This is a genomic window from Microbacterium sp., from assembly GCF_040394595.1.
Taxonomy (GTDB): domain Bacteria; phylum Actinomycetota; class Actinomycetes; order Actinomycetales; family Microbacteriaceae; genus Microbacterium.
In genome coordinates, this window is record NZ_JBEBSA010000002.1 from 300,404 (window position 1) to 318,624 (window position 18,221).

The 18,221-nt window shown below is 70.9% G+C and carries 17 protein-coding genes and 1 tRNA gene; 9 read left to right on the forward strand and 9 right to left on the reverse strand.

The genetic code is table 11. The features are described 5' to 3' along the window. Positions 1-5: 5 nt before the first annotated feature. The 6 genes from ABWO84_RS04195 to ABWO84_RS04220 form a co-directional block, all read right to left on the reverse strand. Complete coding sequence (locus ABWO84_RS04195) at positions 6-1,631, reverse strand: right-handed parallel beta-helix repeat-containing protein (protein WP_353112834.1); 1,626 nt, start codon at positions 1,629-1,631, stop codon at positions 6-8. After that, complete coding sequence (dgoD, locus tag ABWO84_RS04200) at positions 1,625-2,770, reverse strand: galactonate dehydratase (protein ID WP_353112836.1); 1,146 nt, start codon at positions 2,768-2,770, stop codon at positions 1,625-1,627. The genes ABWO84_RS04195 and dgoD overlap by 7 nt, the downstream gene beginning before the upstream one ends. 3 nt (positions 2,771-2,773) lie before the next feature. Continuing rightward, a complete protein-coding gene (locus ABWO84_RS04205) occupies positions 2,774-3,652 on the reverse strand; it encodes an NAD-dependent epimerase/dehydratase family protein (protein WP_353112838.1) in 879 nt (292 codons plus the stop codon). Positions 3,653-3,766: 114 nt separating this feature from the next. Next, positions 3,767-4,624 carry a hypothetical protein gene (locus tag ABWO84_RS04210; protein WP_353112840.1) on the reverse strand — a complete coding sequence of 286 codons (858 nt, stop codon included), beginning with the start codon at positions 4,622-4,624 and terminating at the stop codon, positions 3,767-3,769. Then, entirely contained in the window at positions 4,621-5,436 is an 816-nt protein-coding gene (locus ABWO84_RS04215) for an SGNH/GDSL hydrolase family protein (protein ID WP_353112842.1), read from the reverse strand. Before ABWO84_RS04215 ends, ABWO84_RS04210 begins: the two co-directional genes overlap by 4 nt. Beyond that, a complete protein-coding gene (locus ABWO84_RS04220) occupies positions 5,433-6,554 on the reverse strand; it encodes an SGNH/GDSL hydrolase family protein (protein ID WP_353112844.1) in 1,122 nt (373 codons plus the stop codon). The genes ABWO84_RS04215 and ABWO84_RS04220 overlap by 4 nt, the downstream gene beginning before the upstream one ends. Positions 6,555-6,720: 166 nt before the next feature. On the opposite strand from ABWO84_RS04220, the gene ABWO84_RS04225 reads away from it, so the two are divergent. Then, complete coding sequence (locus tag ABWO84_RS04225; protein WP_353112846.1) at positions 6,721-8,565, forward strand: right-handed parallel beta-helix repeat-containing protein; 1,845 nt, start codon at positions 6,721-6,723, stop codon at positions 8,563-8,565. Positions 8,566-8,695: 130 nt separating this feature from the next. Here the strand turns inward: ABWO84_RS04225 and ABWO84_RS04230 are convergent. Both ABWO84_RS04230 and ABWO84_RS04235 read right to left on the reverse strand, forming a co-directional pair. Continuing rightward, positions 8,696-8,769 (reverse strand) — tRNA-Gly (locus tag ABWO84_RS04230). 95 nt (positions 8,770-8,864) lie between these two features. Beyond that, on the reverse strand, positions 8,865-9,014 hold the full coding sequence (locus ABWO84_RS04235; RefSeq protein ID WP_353112848.1) for a hypothetical protein: 150 nt from the start codon (positions 9,012-9,014) through the stop codon (positions 8,865-8,867). Positions 9,015-9,575: 561 nt separating this feature from the next. Here ABWO84_RS04235 and ABWO84_RS04240 point away from each other — a divergent pair. The 6 genes from ABWO84_RS04240 (at position 9,576) to ABWO84_RS04265 (ending at position 15,363) form a co-directional block, all read left to right on the forward strand. Next, entirely contained in the window at positions 9,576-10,487 is a 912-nt protein-coding gene (locus ABWO84_RS04240) for an ABC transporter ATP-binding protein (protein WP_353112850.1), read from the forward strand. Next, entirely contained in the window at positions 10,484-11,308 is an 825-nt protein-coding gene (locus tag ABWO84_RS04245) for an ABC transporter permease subunit (protein ID WP_353112852.1), read from the forward strand. Before ABWO84_RS04240 ends, ABWO84_RS04245 begins: the two co-directional genes overlap by 4 nt. 10 nt (positions 11,309-11,318) lie before the next feature. Beyond that, positions 11,319-12,641: a sensor histidine kinase gene (locus ABWO84_RS04250; protein ID WP_353112854.1), complete on the forward strand. Its 1,323-nt coding sequence runs from the start codon at positions 11,319-11,321 to the stop codon at positions 12,639-12,641. Further along, complete coding sequence (locus ABWO84_RS04255) at positions 12,634-13,320, forward strand: response regulator transcription factor (protein ID WP_353112856.1); 687 nt, start codon at positions 12,634-12,636, stop codon at positions 13,318-13,320. Before ABWO84_RS04250 ends, ABWO84_RS04255 begins: the two co-directional genes overlap by 8 nt. Positions 13,321-13,324: 4 nt before the next feature. After that, positions 13,325-13,930 carry a dCTP deaminase gene (gene dcd, locus ABWO84_RS04260; RefSeq protein WP_353112858.1) on the forward strand — a complete coding sequence of 202 codons (606 nt, stop codon included), beginning with the start codon at positions 13,325-13,327 and terminating at the stop codon, positions 13,928-13,930. Positions 13,931-14,109: 179 nt separating this feature from the next. Beyond that, entirely contained in the window at positions 14,110-15,363 is a 1,254-nt protein-coding gene (locus tag ABWO84_RS04265) for an EndoS/ChiA family endoglycosidase (RefSeq protein WP_353112860.1), read from the forward strand. Between the two features lie 77 nt (positions 15,364-15,440). Here ABWO84_RS04265 and ABWO84_RS04270 read toward each other — a convergent pair whose 3' ends face one another. Continuing rightward, positions 15,441-16,163: a MarR family winged helix-turn-helix transcriptional regulator gene (locus ABWO84_RS04270; RefSeq protein WP_353112862.1), complete on the reverse strand. Its 723-nt coding sequence runs from the start codon at positions 16,161-16,163 to the stop codon at positions 15,441-15,443. 87 nt (positions 16,164-16,250) lie between these two features. Here ABWO84_RS04270 and ABWO84_RS04275 point away from each other — a divergent pair, with 87 nt between their 5' ends. Continuing rightward, positions 16,251-16,883 (forward strand): MarR family winged helix-turn-helix transcriptional regulator, encoded by a 633-nt coding sequence (locus ABWO84_RS04275; protein ID WP_353112864.1) that lies wholly within the window; start codon positions 16,251-16,253, stop codon positions 16,881-16,883. A gap of 37 nt (positions 16,884-16,920) precedes the next feature. Further along, the gene (locus tag ABWO84_RS04280) at positions 16,921-18,117 is read left to right on the forward strand and encodes an MFS transporter (protein ID WP_353112866.1); all 1,197 of its coding nucleotides are present in this window, start codon (positions 16,921-16,923) and stop codon (positions 18,115-18,117) included. Positions 18,118-18,221 lie beyond the last annotated feature (104 nt).

Below are 18,221 nucleotides of genomic sequence, written 5' to 3' on the forward strand. Positions count from 1 at the left end.
GTCGTTCAGGCGCTCCCGGCCGTTCCGGAGATCTCGGACACGCGCACACCGCTGTCCCGTGTCGCCAGCCAGGGCGTGCCGGTCTTCTCGTCGACGCGCAGATCCTCGATCGTCACGGCGGACGCTCCGCCGACGAAGACCGCGGATGCGGCCTCCTGCACGATGTCGTTGTCCTGCAGGTGAATGCGCTCGTGCGGGCGGCTCTCCGCGGGGCCGTCGTCACCGGAGAAGACCTCGATCATCACGGTCGCCGCGGAGTGCGGCCAGGCGTGCAGGGAGACGTCTCCGGGGCATGCACGGAAAACGTTCCCGATGACGTCCACGTCCCGAGAGCCCAGCGGTCCCTCCGACCAGCCCGGGTCATTCGCGATCCACAGACCGCATCCGGAGAGCCGCTCGAAGCGGCAGTCCGCAACGATCCCCTCGCTCGCCTTGAGGCGGATGCCGATGCCGCGGAAGTCGTGGAACGTGCTCTTCTCGATCCGGAACCCGGGGAGCGCGTTCGAACGGTTGTACACCTCGTGTCCGGCCAGGATCGCCGGGACCTCCCGGTCGAGGGTGACGACGAGCGGCGCGGTGGAGAGGAGCCGGGAGACGGTCGGCTCGGCGATGACGACGCCTCGAGCCGGGTCCACGAGCTGCAGGCGGTCTCCGTCGCTGACCGCGCCGGAGCCGTCGAGCACCAGGGTCCTCGCATTGCGCGCCTCCACGACGCGGAGGGCGTGCACGTAGAGGTTGACGCCGTCGTCGTGCATGCCTTCGAACCGGCACCCGATGATCTGCGGACCCCGGCGCCCGCCCTGGCAGTGCAGCGCGTCGGCGTTGGTGCTGATCCATCGGGACGACCCGGGGCGCCGTGCGACGGTGACGCGGTCGACGAGCGTCTCCGACGATTCGTGCGCGAGGATCGCCGCGCAGGGGGCGGCGTGGATCGTGAGTGACCGCAGCACCGTGCGCTCGCAGGCGTCCAGGCGGATGCCGTGCAGATCGCCGCGGTGCCCCACGACGAAGCCGTCCCCGGGCTGGATGTGCGGGAACCACGCGCGGTTGCCGGGGTCGACGATCACCCGGAACGTGCCGTCCCGGTCGGGAGCGGCGTCGTAGGAGATCATGAAGGTCTGACGTGCGTCGGGCTTGAGCGCCCCTCCCTCTCCCTCCCGCAGTGTGCCGTATCCGGTCCCGGTGAAGAGCCGGCGGTCGGTGAAGTCCGGGTAGCCGGAGTGCGGACGGAAGCGGAACGAGCACGTCTCGGGGTCGACGTCGACGATCATGCCCTGCGTGAAGGACGGCGTGGCGTAGTCGATCGTGAAGCCCTCGAGCACCACGCCGCGACCGCCGCGCACGTCGATGCCGCCGCAGTGCGGATCGGTGAAGAGCAGTTCGGCCTCCGGTCCGGAGACCGTCAGCCGCGAGGCGTTCTCGACGGTCACCGCCGCCTCATCGTCGGCGGCTCCCGGTACGGGATCGATGCGGTGGACGCCGGGCTGCAACAGGACCTGTGCACGCCGGGCCTCGTCCTCTCCGGTCCAGGCGGTCGCCTGGCGGATCGCGGCGCGCAGTCCGGCGCCGCCGTCCTCCGAGACCGACACCCGCAGCCGCAGCACGTCCTGGACCCGCGTCTCGTTCACCATTCCAGGTAGCTCCCGTCTCTGGGGTCACTCCACCACAGCGCGAGGGATGGCGCGACCTCGGTCGCCCGCTCGCGCACCAGTTCCTCATCGATCTCCAGGCCAAGCCCCGGCGCAGTCGGCACGGGAAGGTAGCCGTCCACCGGGATCCAGTCCGTGCGATTGAGGACATAGGCGTGCTCATCGTCGAGGAAGGTCTCGAAGTCGATCATGGTCTCCTGCACGGCGGCGTTCGGGAGAGCGGCGTCGACCTGCACACAGGCGGCGAAGGCGACCGGCCCCAGCGGGCAGTGCGGCGCGAGCTGCGCGTCGTACACCTCGGCGAGCGTGCCGATCCGCATCACCTCGGTGATTCCGCCGGCATGCGAGAGATCCGGCTGCGCGAAGGCGACGCCCGCGCGCAGTACCGGCTCGAACTCGGTGCGCCCGTACAGGCGCTCACCGGTCGCGATCGGCGTCGAGGACGCCCGGACGAGGTCGCCGATCCGGGCGGAGTGCTCGGGCCGCAGCGGCTCCTCGACGAAGGCGAGTCCGAGATGCTCGGTACGGGCGAGGAATCTCCGGGCCTGCGGCACGGAGAAGCGGCCGTGCAGGTCGACGGCGATGTCGACCTCGTCCCCCACCGCATCGCGGAGCTCCTCGAGTTCGCCGACGAGGCGCTGCATCGTCCCCTCGGTGTCGACGAATCGGGTCGGCTCTGTCGGCGCGACCTTGACCATCGTGTACCCCTCCGCGACGAGCCGGCGGGCACGATCGGGGTCTCCGATCCGTCCATCCACGTTGGCATGCCGGTACAGGCGGATCGCGGTGCGCACCGCGCCGCCCAGCAGCTCGTGCACGGGCACGCCGAAGCGCCTGCCCGCGAGGTCCCAGAGCGCCTGGTCGATGCCCGCCACCGCCGACGACATCACGGGGCCGCCGCGATAGAACCCGCCGCGTGCGAGCACCTGCCAGTGGGCGGTGATCAGCCGGGGGTCGGTGCCGACGAGGTACTCGGCCATCTGGCGTACGGCGGCTGCGACCGGACCGACCCAGGTCTCGAGCGTGGCCTCGCCCCAGCCGGTCAGGTCGGAGTCGGTCCCGACCCGGACCAGCAGGCGGCGGTCACCGAGGACGAACGTCTCGACGGCGGCGATCCGCATCGTTCAGCCCGCCGTTCCTGCAGTGGAGGTGGGGAGGAGCTCGTGCTCCGGCACGAAACCCAGCAGACGCTCGGCACGATCGGTGCTGACGGGCACTGCGCGGCCGGGGAAGAACCGCTCGCGGGGGACCCCGGGGGCATGTGCGTCGAGCAGCTCCTCGGTGTCGAACGGAACCAGTGTGCGCGGGGCGGCGAGTTGGACGACGAGCGAGCCCTCGACCGGGGCCTCCAGGCTCCGGACCACGGCGGTGGCGGCGTCGCGCACATCGAGGTAGGACCAGCCGAGCTTCACTCCTTGGGCGGGGTCCTTCGTCCACTCCTCGCCGACCTCGCGCAGCGCGTCGGCCTCATCGACCCAGGGGAAGCGGAGCGCGATGATCGACATGCCCCACCGGCTGGCGACCATGCGCGCCGTCAGCTCATCGGAGTACTTGGAGAGCGAGTACCACTCGTCGTGGACGGGCGGGAGCGATTCGTCGATCGGGTAATAGGCGGGCAGTACGTCGTGGTGGTTCCCCGGCACCCCCGACGCCTGGATGCTGCTCGCGATGACCGCCCTGCGGATACCGCGCTCGGCCGCCTGCACGAGCACGTTGAAGGTCGAGACGACGTTGGTCGTGTACACCTCGTAGGGCGTGCCGTGTTCCCAGTGCGGGACGGCGGCGAGGTGAACCACGGCATCGACCCCGTCCAGCGCTGCGGCGACATCGGCCTCATCGGTCGCGTCGCCGGTCCGCAGCACGGCGTCCGCCTCGGTGAGGGAGCGGAACCGGGGGGCGAGTGCGACCACCCGCCAGCCGTCCGCACGCAACCGTGCGACTGCGGCGCGTCCGATCCTGCCGTCTGCGCCGGTCACCAGCACGCTGCGGGGGGTGTTCGTCATCTTCGACCTCGTTCTGCGGTTTGGGTAACCGGTTGTTCAACACCGTAGCAAACCACATTGCTGTAGATCAAAAGGATTATTCAAGGGGTGGGAATCCAGAGAGCAAGCGTTGACTCAATTTCGGCGTGTGGGTCGGAAGTCGATCGAGAGCGTCCACTCGGATGTCTGCCCGGGCGCGAGCCGCAGTACCCGGCCAGCGTGGGTGGCCGCCTCCAGCGAGTCGTACCAGCCGGTCGACGGCTCGAATGCCACCACGTCCTCGGTCGCGAATCGCGAGCGGTCGATCCAGACGCCGAGGGTGCGGATCGCGGCGCCGCGCCACGTCATCGTCAGTCCGCTCCCGTCGGGTCGATCGATGCGCGCCCACCGCGGACGCTCCTGCGGCGCGGTGTAGAACTTCACGGAGGACCCTGGTGCCGGAGCCTCCGGCCGGGTCCGCGACGTCGGGGCTGCCGGTTCCCCGGAGACGTCCCAGAGGGCGGCGGAGGCGTCGACGGAGATCCGGTCGCGTGCACCGAGACGGAAGAGGGGGTGTGCGGCCCAGAGAAGGGTGGTCCCGCGTATTCCGGCCCGCGCGCGGTAGGTGAGCGCGAGAGTCCCGTCGGGATGGAGGGCGGTCGTGCGCCGGAGCCGGACGCCGACCGACGGCAGGTCGATCTCGAGGCCGCCATCGACCTCCTTCCACGCCCGGTCCCAGGCCTCGCCATGGTCGGGAGCGGTGTCGCCCCGGGGCGTGGGCGATGGCGACACGGTGGGGGCGCACTCGTCCCATCCGCACATCTCCGCCTCTTCGAACGGGATGCCCGGCGCGGGCACGGCGCGTCCGTCCCCCTGCGCGAGCCACTCCCTGCCCCCGCCGTCGCGGAGCGAGACGATCTTCGCGCCGCGGCCCGGAACGACGACGGCCGAGGTCCCGCCGTCGGAGAGCTGCCAGGCGGGGAGGCCGCGCCACTCCGTCCGTTCTCGCCTCACGACGGAGGGCCTGCGGTCGCGGGCCACCATCCGAGAGCTGTCAGACGCTCGCGGACCACCCGCGCGACCACCTCGTCTCCGGCGGCGCTCAGGTGCACGTCGTCGATGCGGAGGTGGGGAGCCGGAGTGCCGTCCCGGGTCGGAGCCGTGGCGAGCAGCGCCGCGCGCACGTCGATGAAGCGCTCGGCGTGCCGGTGTGCGAGCGTGGCGTTCATCTCGTCGATCAGTGCGCTCGCGGAAGTGCCTACGGGTTCGAAGGCGGCGGCGTGCACGCCGAGAACGAGGTGGCGGAGGCCGGGGTCGCGGGACCTCAGTGCGCTGAGGATCGCGTCGACGTCGCGGGGGACCGCCGGCCCGGGGTTGTTGCGACCGCACCACAGCACGACGATCGCGGACGGGGGCAGCGGGAGTGCGTGCGGCTGGAAGTGCATCCGTTCCCGGGGCTCCATCGTGCCGCCGTCGTCCGCGTGGAAGGTCCATCCCGCGTCCGCCGTTGCCGCGACGCGATGGACCAGCGTCCCCGCCCTGTCCTCGAGGTCGCCGACGATGGCGACGTCCGCCATGCCGCCGTCGACACGGGAGCGGAAGTCGCCGGGGAGGCGCAGCGGACGCAGCGCGAGCCCGGTGTCGCCCGCCGCGTCCCCCGTGGTGAAATCGATCGAGTGGGCGCCGGCGCGTAGCGCGATCTCGGTTGAGGTCTGGCCGGCCCTGCCCTCGCGGAGCACGGGCCGTCTCATTCCTGCGGACAGCAGATCCGGCCAGGTTCCGTGCTCGGTGAGGGAGTCGCCGAGGGTCACGAGCACACCGGTCACGCCTGCCCCGCCGGTCGCAGGAGGTGGAGCAAGGCGGCTCCGACGGCCTCTCCGGTGAGCCGATGGCCGCGATCGTCCGGGTGGTTGATGCCGTTCGCGAGGAGGGTCCAGTACGGCAGGCCCTCCTCACGAAGCCGCTCCCAGCGCGCGGACACGTCGATGAGCGGGAGGGCGTTCCGTTCCGCGTACTCCCGGAGGAACCGGACGTAGGGCCGGCCGTCGTCGCGCGCATCGGAGCCGTGCATCGCGGATCGCATCGCGAAGGTGGGTGTGAGCAGCACCACCTCGCTGCCGAGCGCGCTCAGGCGGACGACCAGGTCGTCGTAGGTCGGCGGCCAGAGGCCCGGCTCCAGATAGGCGTCGTTGAAGAACTCCACCACCGTGAGGTCGGGGGAGGAGGAGGCGACCCGATCCCAGTCGCACGTCGCGTCGTCCGGGTCGAGCCATTGCACGGAGCGGGAGCCGCCCGTCGCGGCGACGAGGGCGTGGACGGAAGGGTGGCGCTCCTGGACGATGCGCGCGGCGACGGAACGGAACGCGGCTTCGTCGGTCGAGGCGTCGCCGCCCTCTGTGATCGAGTCGCCGAGGAAGAGGATCCGCAGGGGGGCGCCCTCGGCGAGGCGGCCGGCGGAGCGCGGCAGGCTTCCGGTCGGCAGCGCAGGCGGGGCCGCGGCCGGGTGCGGGGCGAAGATCTGCGGGTGCTGGGCGGAGGGGGCGATGAGCAGGTTCGCCTCGAGGACCTCGTCGTCACCCGCCTGTGGTGGGTGCGGAGCCGTCAGGTGGGAGACGCCGCGGAGCAGGCGCCTCTCCCCGTCCTGTGTCGTGACGACGCTGTCGATGCGGAGGAGGGAGTAACGGTAGTCGAGGGTGACGGTCAGCGGCCCGAGTGCTCCCGGCGGCAGGCAGATGGTGCCGTACACCTCGTCGACGAGGTAGTCGACGCCCGCGCGCAGCTCCGTGGCCCCGTGCCGGACGACCAGCGAAGTCAGATCGAGCGCGTGCGGGGCCGGCGTGCCGACCTGACCGCGGAACGGGACGAGCACTCCGCGGGGCACATGCCGTCCGGTCCAGACGTCCTCCGAGTACGTCGGCAGCTCTGCGACTTCGCCGGACACCATCCGTTCTTCTGCGGGTGCGCAGGGCGGCAGCGGGGGAAGGAGCGGATCCATGGTGTTCCTTTCGACGAAGCAAGTCTCGCATATTCCAATTATTGATGTTATCTTCCGACTATTTGAAAGAGGCAACGATGCCTGGGGCTCGTCGCCGTGACGATGGAGGCTGTCCATGAACCACGAAGACCCGAAACTGTCTCGCCGCACGCTGCTCGTCGGCACCGCCGTCGGCGCGGGGGGTCTCGCCGTGCTCGGCGGGGCGGCGCCCGCCGCGGCGGCCGCGCCGCCGACGACGAGGAAGGACTTCCCCGTCTCGGCCCGAGGAGCGATGCCGGGCGCGGCGGACAGCGGTCCGGCGATCCGGCAGGTGATCGCCGACGCGAAGGCGTGGACGGCAGCCTCGGCCCGCAACTCCGCACGGGTGCTGTTCCGGCGCGGCACCTATCGCATCGGCGACGACGGGACGCCGTCCTGGTATGCCCTGGAGGTCGCGGAGACCGCTCGCATCGCCCTCGTCGGCGATGCGACGGAGCTGCTCATGCTCGATCCTCACAAGGGCGGCATCGCCATCACGCGAGCGACCGGCATCACCGTGTCGGGGATCACGCTCGACTATGAGACGCCGCCCTTCACCCAGGGTGTCGTGCGCGCGGTCGACGCGGTCGCCGGGACCTTCCTGCTCGAGCTCGTGCCGGGCTTCCCGTCCCTCGAGGATCGGCGCCTCTTCGCGGGCGCCGGATACGGCACGCTCCACGACGCGTCGACGGGGATCTTCAAGAGGGGCGTCCAGTCGACGTTCGCGATCTCCTACCCGGCTGAGGCCGACGCCGCCGGACGGTGGACTATCACCGTCGACCCCGCTCATCGCGGGCGGATCTCCGACATCGCGGTCGGCGACGGTTTCGTGACCGGCTACCGCGGCGACCGCAACGGGATCGCACTCCACCAGGCGGCGGACACCACGCTCACCGATCTCGTCATCCACGCGGCCCCCGGCGCCGCGGTGATCTCCAACAATTCCGAGGCCACGGTACTGCGCCGTACGGTCGTCGACGTCCGTACGGGATCGGGGCGATGGATCAGCTCGAACGCCGATGGCTATCACCATCACGGCGGTCGCCGAGGGCCGACGGTCATCGGCAATCGTTTCGCCCGCCTGCACGACGACGGCATGAACGTGTACTCCCAGCTGCGCGCGCTGCAGTCCCTCGACGGCTCCGGAACGCGGCTCGCGCTCGCCGGCGGAGCGTCCGAGGTGGGAGTGGGGGACACGCTGCAGATCGTGCGTTCCTCCGACGGCACGTTGCGGGGCCGTGCCCGGGTCGTCGCCGTGGAGGGCGATCCGCGCTCCGCCGCGCCCCTGACGGTCACGATCGCCTCCGCCGTGCCCGGTGCGAGCGCGGGTGACGACGTCTTCAATCGCTCCTACTGCGGGTCCGGTTTCGTCATCAAGGACAACGTCATCGAGGAGTCCCGCGGGCTCGGCGTGCGCATGAAGGCGAGTGACGGCGTGATCTCCGGGAACCGGCTGAGCGACCTCACGAACTGGGGGATCTGGATCGCGAACGACACCGCCTACGGCGAAGGGCCGATCGGATCGGAGAACCTCGTGGTGACCGGGAACACGATCCGGCGCGTGTGCCTCGACCAGACCCTGGTGCCGTGGCCGTCGTCCTCCGCGGCGATCATGCTGCAGCACTTCACGGCGGCGTACACCCCGGGTGTCTCGCGGGCACACCGGAACATCGCCATCGCCGACAACACCATCGAAGACGCGCCGCGGTTCGGCGTGTACCTGGGCGGGGCCACGGATGTGACCGCGGCGAAGACCGCCATCTCCGTATCCGAGGGCAACCCGCGAACGGATGCGCCGACGGCGCACTTCGGTCTGGAGAACATCAAGAACGCTCTGGTGCTGCGCGCCACGATCAGGGATCGCCAGACGCCGCCGCGCCCGGCCGTGTGGCGCGGGCCGGCTCTGGAGAACACCATGGTGATCCAGGTGCCGGGAGCCTGACCCGGCCGGAAACAGCCGCGGAGATCACCGACCCGGTGCGTTCCCATCGGCCCGGTGCCCTGCGTACGCAGGCTTCCGGGCGTCCGGACGGGAACGCACCGGGCCGGTGCGGACGCCCTGCGAGAGGAGGTGGAGGGGCTGACGGGAATCGAACCCGCGCTGTCTGCTTGGGAAGCAGAAGTTCTACCATTGAACTACAGCCCCACTCCGATCGACCCGCGGAATTACGCGGCCAGATCGACCATGCGAGTCTAGCGGTTGGATGGTAGATGGCCAAACGCCGCGGAAACGCCGCGCTTTCAGTCGGCAAGGATGTCGAACTGTTCCAGGACAGATGTGTGATCCGGGAGCACTGTGACAGGGACCGCATAGCTCTGTTCGGTGGTGAGCAGGCTCGCATGGTTGAGCTGGTGTTGCGCCGCTTCGATCCCTGCGGCGTCGCGCAGCAACGTCGCAACGGTGGCGCGGAACTCCTTCGGCGTGCGCCCCTCGAACCGCGTCCCTTCGAGTGCGCGATGCCACTGGGTGCGGAAGTTGTCAGGGATGCGCGGTGTGAGGGTCGTGGACGGAAAGACTAGTGATACCCCTTCGAGCGCGTTTCAAGAGGCGTGCGAGCGGCTTTACAACGCGTGGATCGAGCGCGCCGCAGCAGACCGCCGCGGACCACCGAACGGGAAGATCTGATTGCGCCGCGTTTACGCCGCGCTTTGAGCGTAAACGCGGCGTTTTGCTCACATGGAAGCGGTTGGGCCCGAGTGGACTCAGATGGGGGTCGCGCCCTAGAAAACACTGGCGAGACGGTGCTCAAGCATGGATCTCAATGGAGTCATGTGGGCAGAAGAATCAGATGCAGAAGTTCTGCCATTGAACTACAGCCCCGAGATGGTGCCTGGCCAGCATAACAAACCTGCGCCCGGCACCGCGTATGGCACCACGGTGCCATAGTCCGCGCACAGGATCATCCGACCGGCCGATGCGGCCGCCCCGGGGCGATCCGTAGCGTCGAAGGCATGATCACAGCAGAAGGCCTCGGCAAGAGGTACGGAGACAAGACCGCCGTCGACGGCGTGTCGTTCACGGTCAGGCCCGGGATGGTCACCGGCTTCCTCGGCCCGAACGGCGCGGGCAAGTCGACCACGATGCGCATGATCGTCGGGCTCGACCGGCCCAGCTCCGGACGGGTGACCGTCGCCGGGCAGGAGTACCGCAAGCTGCGGGCGCCGCTCACCGAGGTCGGGGTGCTGCTCGACGCGAAGGCCGTGCACACGGGCCGCACCGCGCGGAACCATCTGCGCGCGATGGCCGCCACCCACGGCATCCCCTCGTCGCGCGTCGACGAGGTCATCGAGCTCGCGGGCATCCAGTCCGTGGCGCGCAAGCGGGCGGGCAAGTTCTCGCTCGGCATGGGCCAGCGTCTCGGCATCGCCGCCGCCCTGCTCGGCGACCCGCACACTCTCATCCTCGACGAGCCGGTCAACGGCCTCGACCCCGAGGGCGTCCGCTGGGTGCGGCAGTTCGTGCGTCACGCCGCCTCGGAGGGGCGCACGGTGCTGCTGTCCAGCCACCTCATGAGCGAGATGGCGCAGACCGCCGATCACGTGATCGTGCTGGGCCGCGGCAAGGTGCTCGCGGATGCTCCGCTCGATGAGCTCGTCCGCGCCTGGACGGTCAACACCGTGCGCGTGCGCACCCCGCGCGCCGCGGACCTCGCCGCGCTGGTCGCGGGCCCGTCGGTCGAGATCGTGAACACCGGACCGGAGACGCTCGACGTCGTCGGGCTGCCCGCCTCCCGCATCGGCGACCTCGCCGCGGACCGGGGCATCCCGCTGCACGAGCTGACCCCCACCACCGGCTCGCTCGAAGACGCCTACCTGGCGCTCACCGGCGACTCGGTCGAGTACAAGACCAAGGAGATCGCATGACCGTCCAGACCGCACCGGCGACCGCGCGGACCACGCGCGTCGAGTCGCCGTACACGCTGACCTTCTTCCGGTCGCTGCGCAGCGAGTGGATCAAGCTCTCCACCCTCCGCTCCACCTGGTGGGCGATCGCGATCACCGCGGTGCTCACGATCGGCATCGCGATGCTCGCGGCGATGTCGCTCAGCGACTCCCCGGTCAAGGGCCTCCAGATCGTGGTCATGCCGATCCAGTTCACGATGCTGCTCGCCGGCATCCTGGGCGTGATCGCGGTGACCGGCGAGTACTCGACGGGGATGATCCGCTCGACGCTCGCCGCCGATCCCGTGCGCGGGGGAGTGCTCGCGGCGAAGGCCGTCGTCCTCGCCCTCTTCATGTTCCTCGCCTCGTTCGTGATCTTCACGGTCGCGGCGGTGGTCGTGTCCCCGATCCTGATGGGCAAGCCCGGAGAGATCGACTGGACCGACCTCGGCGGGACCTTCGCCCCGATCCTCGCGGCGTCGTTCTCGATGGCCGTCTTCGCGCTCATCGGCGTCGCGTTCGGCTTCGTGCTCCGCTCGGGCGCCGGCGCGATCGCCGCCACCGTCGGCGTGCTGTTCGTGCTGCCGATCGTCACGTCGATGTTCGCGATGGCGGGCGAGGCCTGGCGGTGGATCCTCGACGCGAGCCACTACCTTCCGATGTCCGCGTCGCAGGTGATCACCACCTCGCCGATGAACGGCGGAGACGGCGGGGAGATCCTCACCGCCTACCTGACCCTCGGCGGCTGGATCGTGGCCGGGATGCTGGCGGCCTGGGCCGTGCTGCGCACCCGCGACGCGTAGAGTCGAGGCCGTGTCGACCCCGCACAGCCGCAGCCCCTCGATCCGGCAGGACGAGGAGCTGCGGCTGCCGCGTCCGCCCGGGGTCATCCGGCGCTTCTGGGCGCGGCACCCCGTGCTCGCCGACATCATCATCGCTTTCCTCTGCCTGGTCTTCTCGGTGCTGCCGGCGGGCACGCTGGGCTCCTTCGGCAGCGGGGACGATCCGGCCAGGGAGGCGCTGCGCCGCTTCGGGGCGGTGGCGATCCCGGTCACGGTGTTCCTCGCCTGCCTGCTGCTCCTGCGCCGCCGGCAGTGGCCGACGGTCGCCTTCACGGCCTCGCTGGTCGCCTCGGCCACCTATCTCTACGCACCCGTGCCGACCGGCGGGCCGTTGCTGCTCGCCACCAGCTATGCGCTCGCCGTCTACCGCTCGTCGCGCGCCTGCTGGATCGGTCTCGGCGTGGGGCTCGGCACGCTCACGCTGTATGCGCTCACCCTCTCCTGGAGCGGCGTCATCCCCTTCCAGATCGCGATCAACACGATCGTGGGCGAGGCGGTGGTCGGGCTCTTCGGCGCCCTCATCGGTGTGAACGTCGGCAACCGCAAGCGGTACCTCGAGGCGGTGATCGACCGGTCGCGGCAGCTGCTCGTCGAGCGCGATCAGCATGCGCAGCTGGCGGCGGCCGCCGAGCGGGAGCGGATCGCGCGCGAGATGCACGACATCGTCTCGCACTCGCTCACGGTGGTGGTGGCGCTCTCGGAGGGGGCGGCGGCGACCCCCGATCGGGACCGGGCCCGGGATGCGTCGAACGCCGCGGCCGCCACGGCGCGCAGCGCCCTCACCGAGCTGAGGTCGATGCTGGGCGTGCTCCGCGACGGGGACGGGGATGCGCCTCTCGCGCCGTCCGCGCCCATCTCCCCGCAGGAAACCGTGGACGCCGCACGCCGTGCGGGCTATGCGGTCACGCTCCGGACCGCTGGGGCGCACGAGGTGGCGCCGGCTCTCGCGTTCGCGATCGGGCGGATCGTGCAGGAGGGCGTGACGAACGCGATGAGGCATGCGCCGTCCGCCGCATCCATCGACGTGCTGGTCGACTACGCCGCCGATCCCCTCGTCGTCGAGGTCCGCAACGACGGGGTCGTCACCGCCATGGGCGAGCCCGGCTTCGGCCTGCGCGGCCTCGCCGAGCGCGCAGCGCACCTGGGCGGGACGTTCCGCTCCGGGGCGATCGGCGGAGGACGATGGATCCTGCGGGCCGAGCTGCCCGTCGACGATCAGGGGGAGCCGGAGCGGGAGGAACCCGGCGCCCCGCCCGCGGAGGGGTCCGCGGAGAAGGAGGAGCCGGATGACTGACCCGATCCGGGTGCTGCTCGTGGACGACCAGCGGCTGATCCGCGTGGGATTCCGTCTGGTGCTCGAGGCCGAGGACGGCATCGAGGTGGTCGGAGAGGCGGACGACGGCGGAGAGGCCGTCGCCCGCACCGCCGCGCTGCGCCCCGACGTGGTGCTCATGGACGTGCGGATGCCGGGGATGGACGGCATCGCGGCGACCGGCGAGATCACCAGGGCGCATCCCGAGGTCAAGGTGCTGGTGCTCACGACCTTCGACCTCGACGAGTACGCCTTCGGGGCGATCCGCGCGGGTGCGAGCGGGTTCCTGCTCAAGGACGCCCAGCGGCACGAGCTGGTCGCCGCGGTGCGCGCGGTGCATCGCGGCGACGCGGCCCTCGCGCCGCGGGCGACCCGGGCCCTGCTCGACCAGGTGGCCGCGGCACCCGCCGAGACGGCGGGGTCCTCGGCGGATCCGACGACGGCGCTCACCGAACGCGAGCGGGAGGTCTTCCTCGCGATCGCGCAGGGACTCACCAACGCCGAGATCGCGCGGCGCTTCTATCTGAGCGAGTCGACGGTCAAGACCCATGTCGGCCGCGTGCTGACCAAGCTCGACGCCCGCGATCGCATCCACGCGGTGATCCTCGCGCATCGGCTGGGACTCGCAGATCCGCAGGATCCGCTCCCACCGTTAGGCTGAACGCGTGCTTCTCAGTGATCGCGACATCCGCACCGAACTCGCCTCCGGCCGCATCGCGCTCAGCCCGCACGATCCGGCGATGATCCAGCCGTCGAGCGTCGACGTGCGCCTCGACCGCTACTTCCGCCTCTTCGACAATCACAAGTACCCATTCATCGACCCCGCCGAGGATCAGCCTGAGCTGACCCGGCTGATCGAGGTCGACCCCGACGAGCCCTTCGTGCTGCACCCCGGCGAGTTCGCGCTGGGGGCGACCTTCGAGCAGGTGACGCTGTCGGACGACATCGCGGCGCGCCTCGAGGGCAAGTCGTCGCTGGGCCGGCTCGGTCTGATCACGCATTCGACCGCGGGCTTCATCGACCCCGGGTTCACCGGGCACGTCACGCTCGAGCTCGCGAACGTGGCGACCCTGCCGATCAAGCTGTGGCCCGGGATGAAGATCGGGCAGCTCTGCTTCTTCCGGCTGACGTCGCCGGCGGAGAACCCCTACGGATCCGGCCCCTACGGCAACCGCTACCAGGGGCAGAGGGGCCCGACCGCGTCGCGGTCTTTCCAGAACTTCCACCGCACCGACGTCGGCGTGACCGACGCGGGGTCGACCGGCGCCTGACCGGCGGATCGGACGAAGGGGCGGATGCGGGCATCCGCCCCTTCGTCGTACGGGGCACCAGGCGGCTAGAGCGATATATGTACAGGGTATTTACAGCTCCGACGGTCTTTGCTACCGTCCACTAAAGCGTTATAGCGCTGATGTCTGACGAAGGAGTTGGGAACACGATGAAGAGATCCATGTCGTTGCTCGCTGCCGGGGGGCTCGTCCTGTCCGGCCTCGTCCTCGGAGGCGGTGCGGCCGCCGTCGCCGAGACGGCCCCGGCGCCGACGCCCGGTTCGAGCGCGCAGTGCTCGTCCGATCCGCAGTATTTCGCCTACTACCGCACCTGGCGGGACAAGTACGCCAGCTGGCCGGGCGACGACACGGCCCCCGAGAACCCCGGCGTCAACGAGACCCGGATGGACGATCTGCCGCACGGCGTCGACGTCGCGTTCGTGTTCAACGCCTACGTCAGCGACGACTCGGAGTTCTGGGACGTGCTGCGCACCGAGTACGTGCCGAACCTGCATGCGCAGGGGACCAAGCTCGTCCGCACCGTCGACATCGGCGTGATCCTCGATGCGCCGACGGCCGACACTCCTGCGGCCTACCAGGCGGCGGCGGACCGGATCCTCGAGAAGTACGTCGACGGCGACGGGCTCGACGGGCTCGACGTCGACATGGAGCGCTCCCTCACCCCGGCGCAGGTCGACCGGGCCGCCGGGGTCTTCGCCGCGCTCTCGAAGAGCATCGGGCCGAAGTCGGGCAGCGACCGGCTGTTCGTCTACGACACGAACCAGTCGGGCACGCACCCGCTCACCGCGCGGATCGCGCCTTACGTGTCGTACGTGCTCGTGCAGTCCTACGGTCGCAGCGTGTCGAGCCTGCAGGGAACCTGGGACTCCTATGCCCCGTACTTCCAGCCGTGCCAGTACATGATCGGCTTCTCCTTCTACGAGGAGCGCGGCGCGCGGTGGGGCGACACGAACGACCCGTTCGAGACCTCCCGTGCGGCGCAGTACGCCCGGTGGCAGCCCCAGGGGGCGACCAAGGGTGGCATCTTCTCCTACGCGACCGAACGCGATGGCAAGGCCGCCGGAGACGACACCATCTCGGTGAGCGACTACTCCTGGTCGAAGCGCCTGATCGGGATGCAGGACGCCGCGGCCGGGACCGTCTCTTCCCCGCCGCCGGCGCCGACCGCCGTGCTGGGCGCGGACAAGACCACGGTGTCGGGCACGGGAGTCGCCGGCGCCGAGATCTCGCTGACCGTGACGGGCAAGGGGCGGCTGGCCTCTCCGGCGACGGCGGCCGTCGGCAAGGACGGCACCTGGCGCGTCTCGCTCGACCGTCCGGTGCGCCCGCCGATGACCGTGTCGGTCACCCAGAAGTGGTGGGACACCGCCGCCTCGGCCGCGACGACGTTCACCGGGCACCCTGTGAAGAGGTGATCCGCTGAGACGGGAGGGGTCCGGCCGCGGAGCACGGGGAGTGCTCGCGACCGGACCCCTCCGGCGTGACGGCCATGTCAGCCGTGCGTGTGGATGTGGATGTGGTGCACCTGCGCACCGTGGGGGCCGCGGCGGTGTCCGCCGTGCGCCTGCATCCAGGCGCGGCGGTCGTCGGCGTGGCCCTCGCGGGCGTCGTCGCGGTGTCCCCGTCCGTGGTGCGCGCAGCCGTGCTCGTGGCGCTCGGGTCCGTCGTCCCCGGCCCGGCGGTCGAAGCCACGTCCGTCGAAGTGGCGTCCGGGGAAGCCGTGGCGTCCGGGGAAGCCGTGGCGCCGGTGTCCGTCGTGCCCGTCGCCGCGGTGGTCGTCGCGACCGTGCCGCCGGCGCTTGCGGGGGAGGGGCTTGCCCTCCTCCCAGCCGAAGGCGCGGGCGATGTCCTCGAGCGAGCGCATCAGCGCCGCGTAGTCCTCGGGGGTGACGACCTCGGCGACCTGCGCGCGGATGCCCTCGACGACGACGCCGAGGCGCTCCCGGGCTGCGCGACCGTCGTCGGTGAGCTCCCAGTGGTCGGCCGACCACTGGATCCAGCCGCGTGCGGCCAGTCCGCGAGCGGCGGGCGAGTGGCCGGCGCCGCGGTCGCCGTCGGCGATCGCATTGAGCACACGCCAGTCGCGGCGGGTGATGCCCTCGTGCTCGAAGGCTGCCGCGAAGCGCTCGGCGGTGAGCCGGTCGATCGCGGTGATCCAGAAGCCGAGCGGATGCTCGGGGCGGATGTTCTCGGTGTTGTCCGTGTTCTCAGTCATGAGGAGTCCTTTACTTGTCATGTTGCATGTATATGCAGAATGACATGCAATGTGGATGCATGTCAAGTCACATGTAAAATCGATTGCATGGGAACCGAGAGCCACGACCCCGCGGACGACCCGCGCGACGTCTCCGCAGAGGCCATCGCCGACGCGCTCGCGCGCATGCGGCGCCGGGGTCCCTGGCGTCCGCACGATCCGCACGCCGCGCACGGCGAGCACGACCGGGAGCACGGCCGCCGAGGCGCCGGTCCGCACGGCCGCCACGGCGGCCCGCACGGCGAAGCGGCCTGGGGGCAGGGGCTGCCCTGGGCTCGCGGCTCCTGGATGGGCGACGTCGGCGGGCGGCACGACTTCCCGGCACGGCTGCGCGTGCTCGAGGCGCTCGCCGCGGCATCCGGCCCGCTCGGAGTGAGCGAGCTGGCCGCAGCCGTCGGCGTCGATCAGCCCCGTGCATCGCGTCTCGTGCAGCAGGGCGTCGAGCAGGGGTGGGTGCGCCGCGAGGCCGACCCCGACGACGCGCGTCGCACCCGCATCGTGCTCACCGACGAGGGGCGGGCCGTGCTCGGAGGCATCCGCGGCGTGCGCCGCGATCGGCTCGCGGCGGCGTTGGAGGCGTTCAGCGACGACGAGAGGGCCGACCTCGCGCGACTGCTGACCAAGCTCGCCGACAACTGGGAGGCCCGTCCGGACGAACGGTCGGATCACCCGGACGCCTGATCGGGCGCGGGCTCTCACCGTCCGTCAGGCTGAAGGCATGACGACGACAGCTCCGCTCCCCGTGGCGACCTCCACGGCGCCGCGCCTCCGCTACGGCGCGCTCAGCGTGATGATGGCGATGAGCTTCCTGCTGGTGACGGCGGAGTTCCTCCCCGGCGGTGTGCTCACCGAGATCTCGGCCGACCTCGGGGTGACCCCCGGTCAGGCGGGGCAGATGGTCACGGTCACGGCGCTCACCGGCCTGCTCGTCGCACCGACCATCGGGCTTCTGCTCCCGCGCCTCGACCGCCGCAGCCTGCTCGTCTGGATGGCCGCCTCCGCGACGGTGTCCAACGCGATCGTCGCGATCGCCCCGAACCTTCCGCTCCTGCTGCTCGGGCGCGTGCTGCTCGGCGCCGCGCTGTCGGGGTTCTGGGCGATGTCGATCACGGTGGCGGCGCGTATCGCCGGCCCGGAGCGGCTCGGCAAGGCGGTGATGTTCACGTCGGCGGGCACGTCCCTGGCGACGGTCGCCGGGGTGCCGCTCGGGGTGATGCTCACCGAGGCGTCCCACTGGCGCGCGGTGTTCGTCTTCGCCGCGGTCGCGACCGGACTGCTCGCGGTCGCACTGCGCATCCTCCTCCCGCGGGTGCCGGCCGAGAGCTCCGCCTCCCTCTCCACCCTCATCGGCACACTGCGTCTGCCGGGCATCGGGCTCGGCATCGCGGGGCACGTGCTCGTGGTGCTCGGGCACTTCCTCGGATACACCTACATCCGTCTCGCCCTCGAGCGCGTGCAGGAGGACGGCCGCCCGATCGAGCCCGGCCTGATCATCGTGCTGCTGGCGGTCTTCGGCATCGGCGGCTTCGTCGGCAACATCCTCATCGGGCTCGTGATCGACCGCACCTACCGGGTGTTCGCGGTCGTCTCGCCGATGGTGATCGCGGTCGCCGTGCTGGCCGTGATGTGGGCGTCGGGCTCTCCCTGGGCGGTCGGCGTCGCCGCGTTCGTGTGGGGCTTCTTCTTCGCGTCGTGGCTGCTCATCGTGAACACCTGGGTCGGGCACCGGATGCCGGATCGCCTCGAGGCCGGCGGCAGCATCGTCGTCGTGGGCTTCCAGGCCGCGATCATGGCCGCCGCGGGGCTGGGCGGTCTGCTCGTCGACGGCATCGGCATCCAGGTGGTCTACACCGCGGGGGCGGCGCTCCTCGTCGCCGGGGCCGTGCTCTTCGGGCTCTCCAACCGCGCACGCTGACCCGTCCGGGGCCGTGCCCCGCGGTACGGGTGCCGGGAGGTGGGGGGCGGATGTCGGGGGTTTCTCCCGGATCCGGCCCGCCGGGTGTGCGGGCCTCCCGGCAT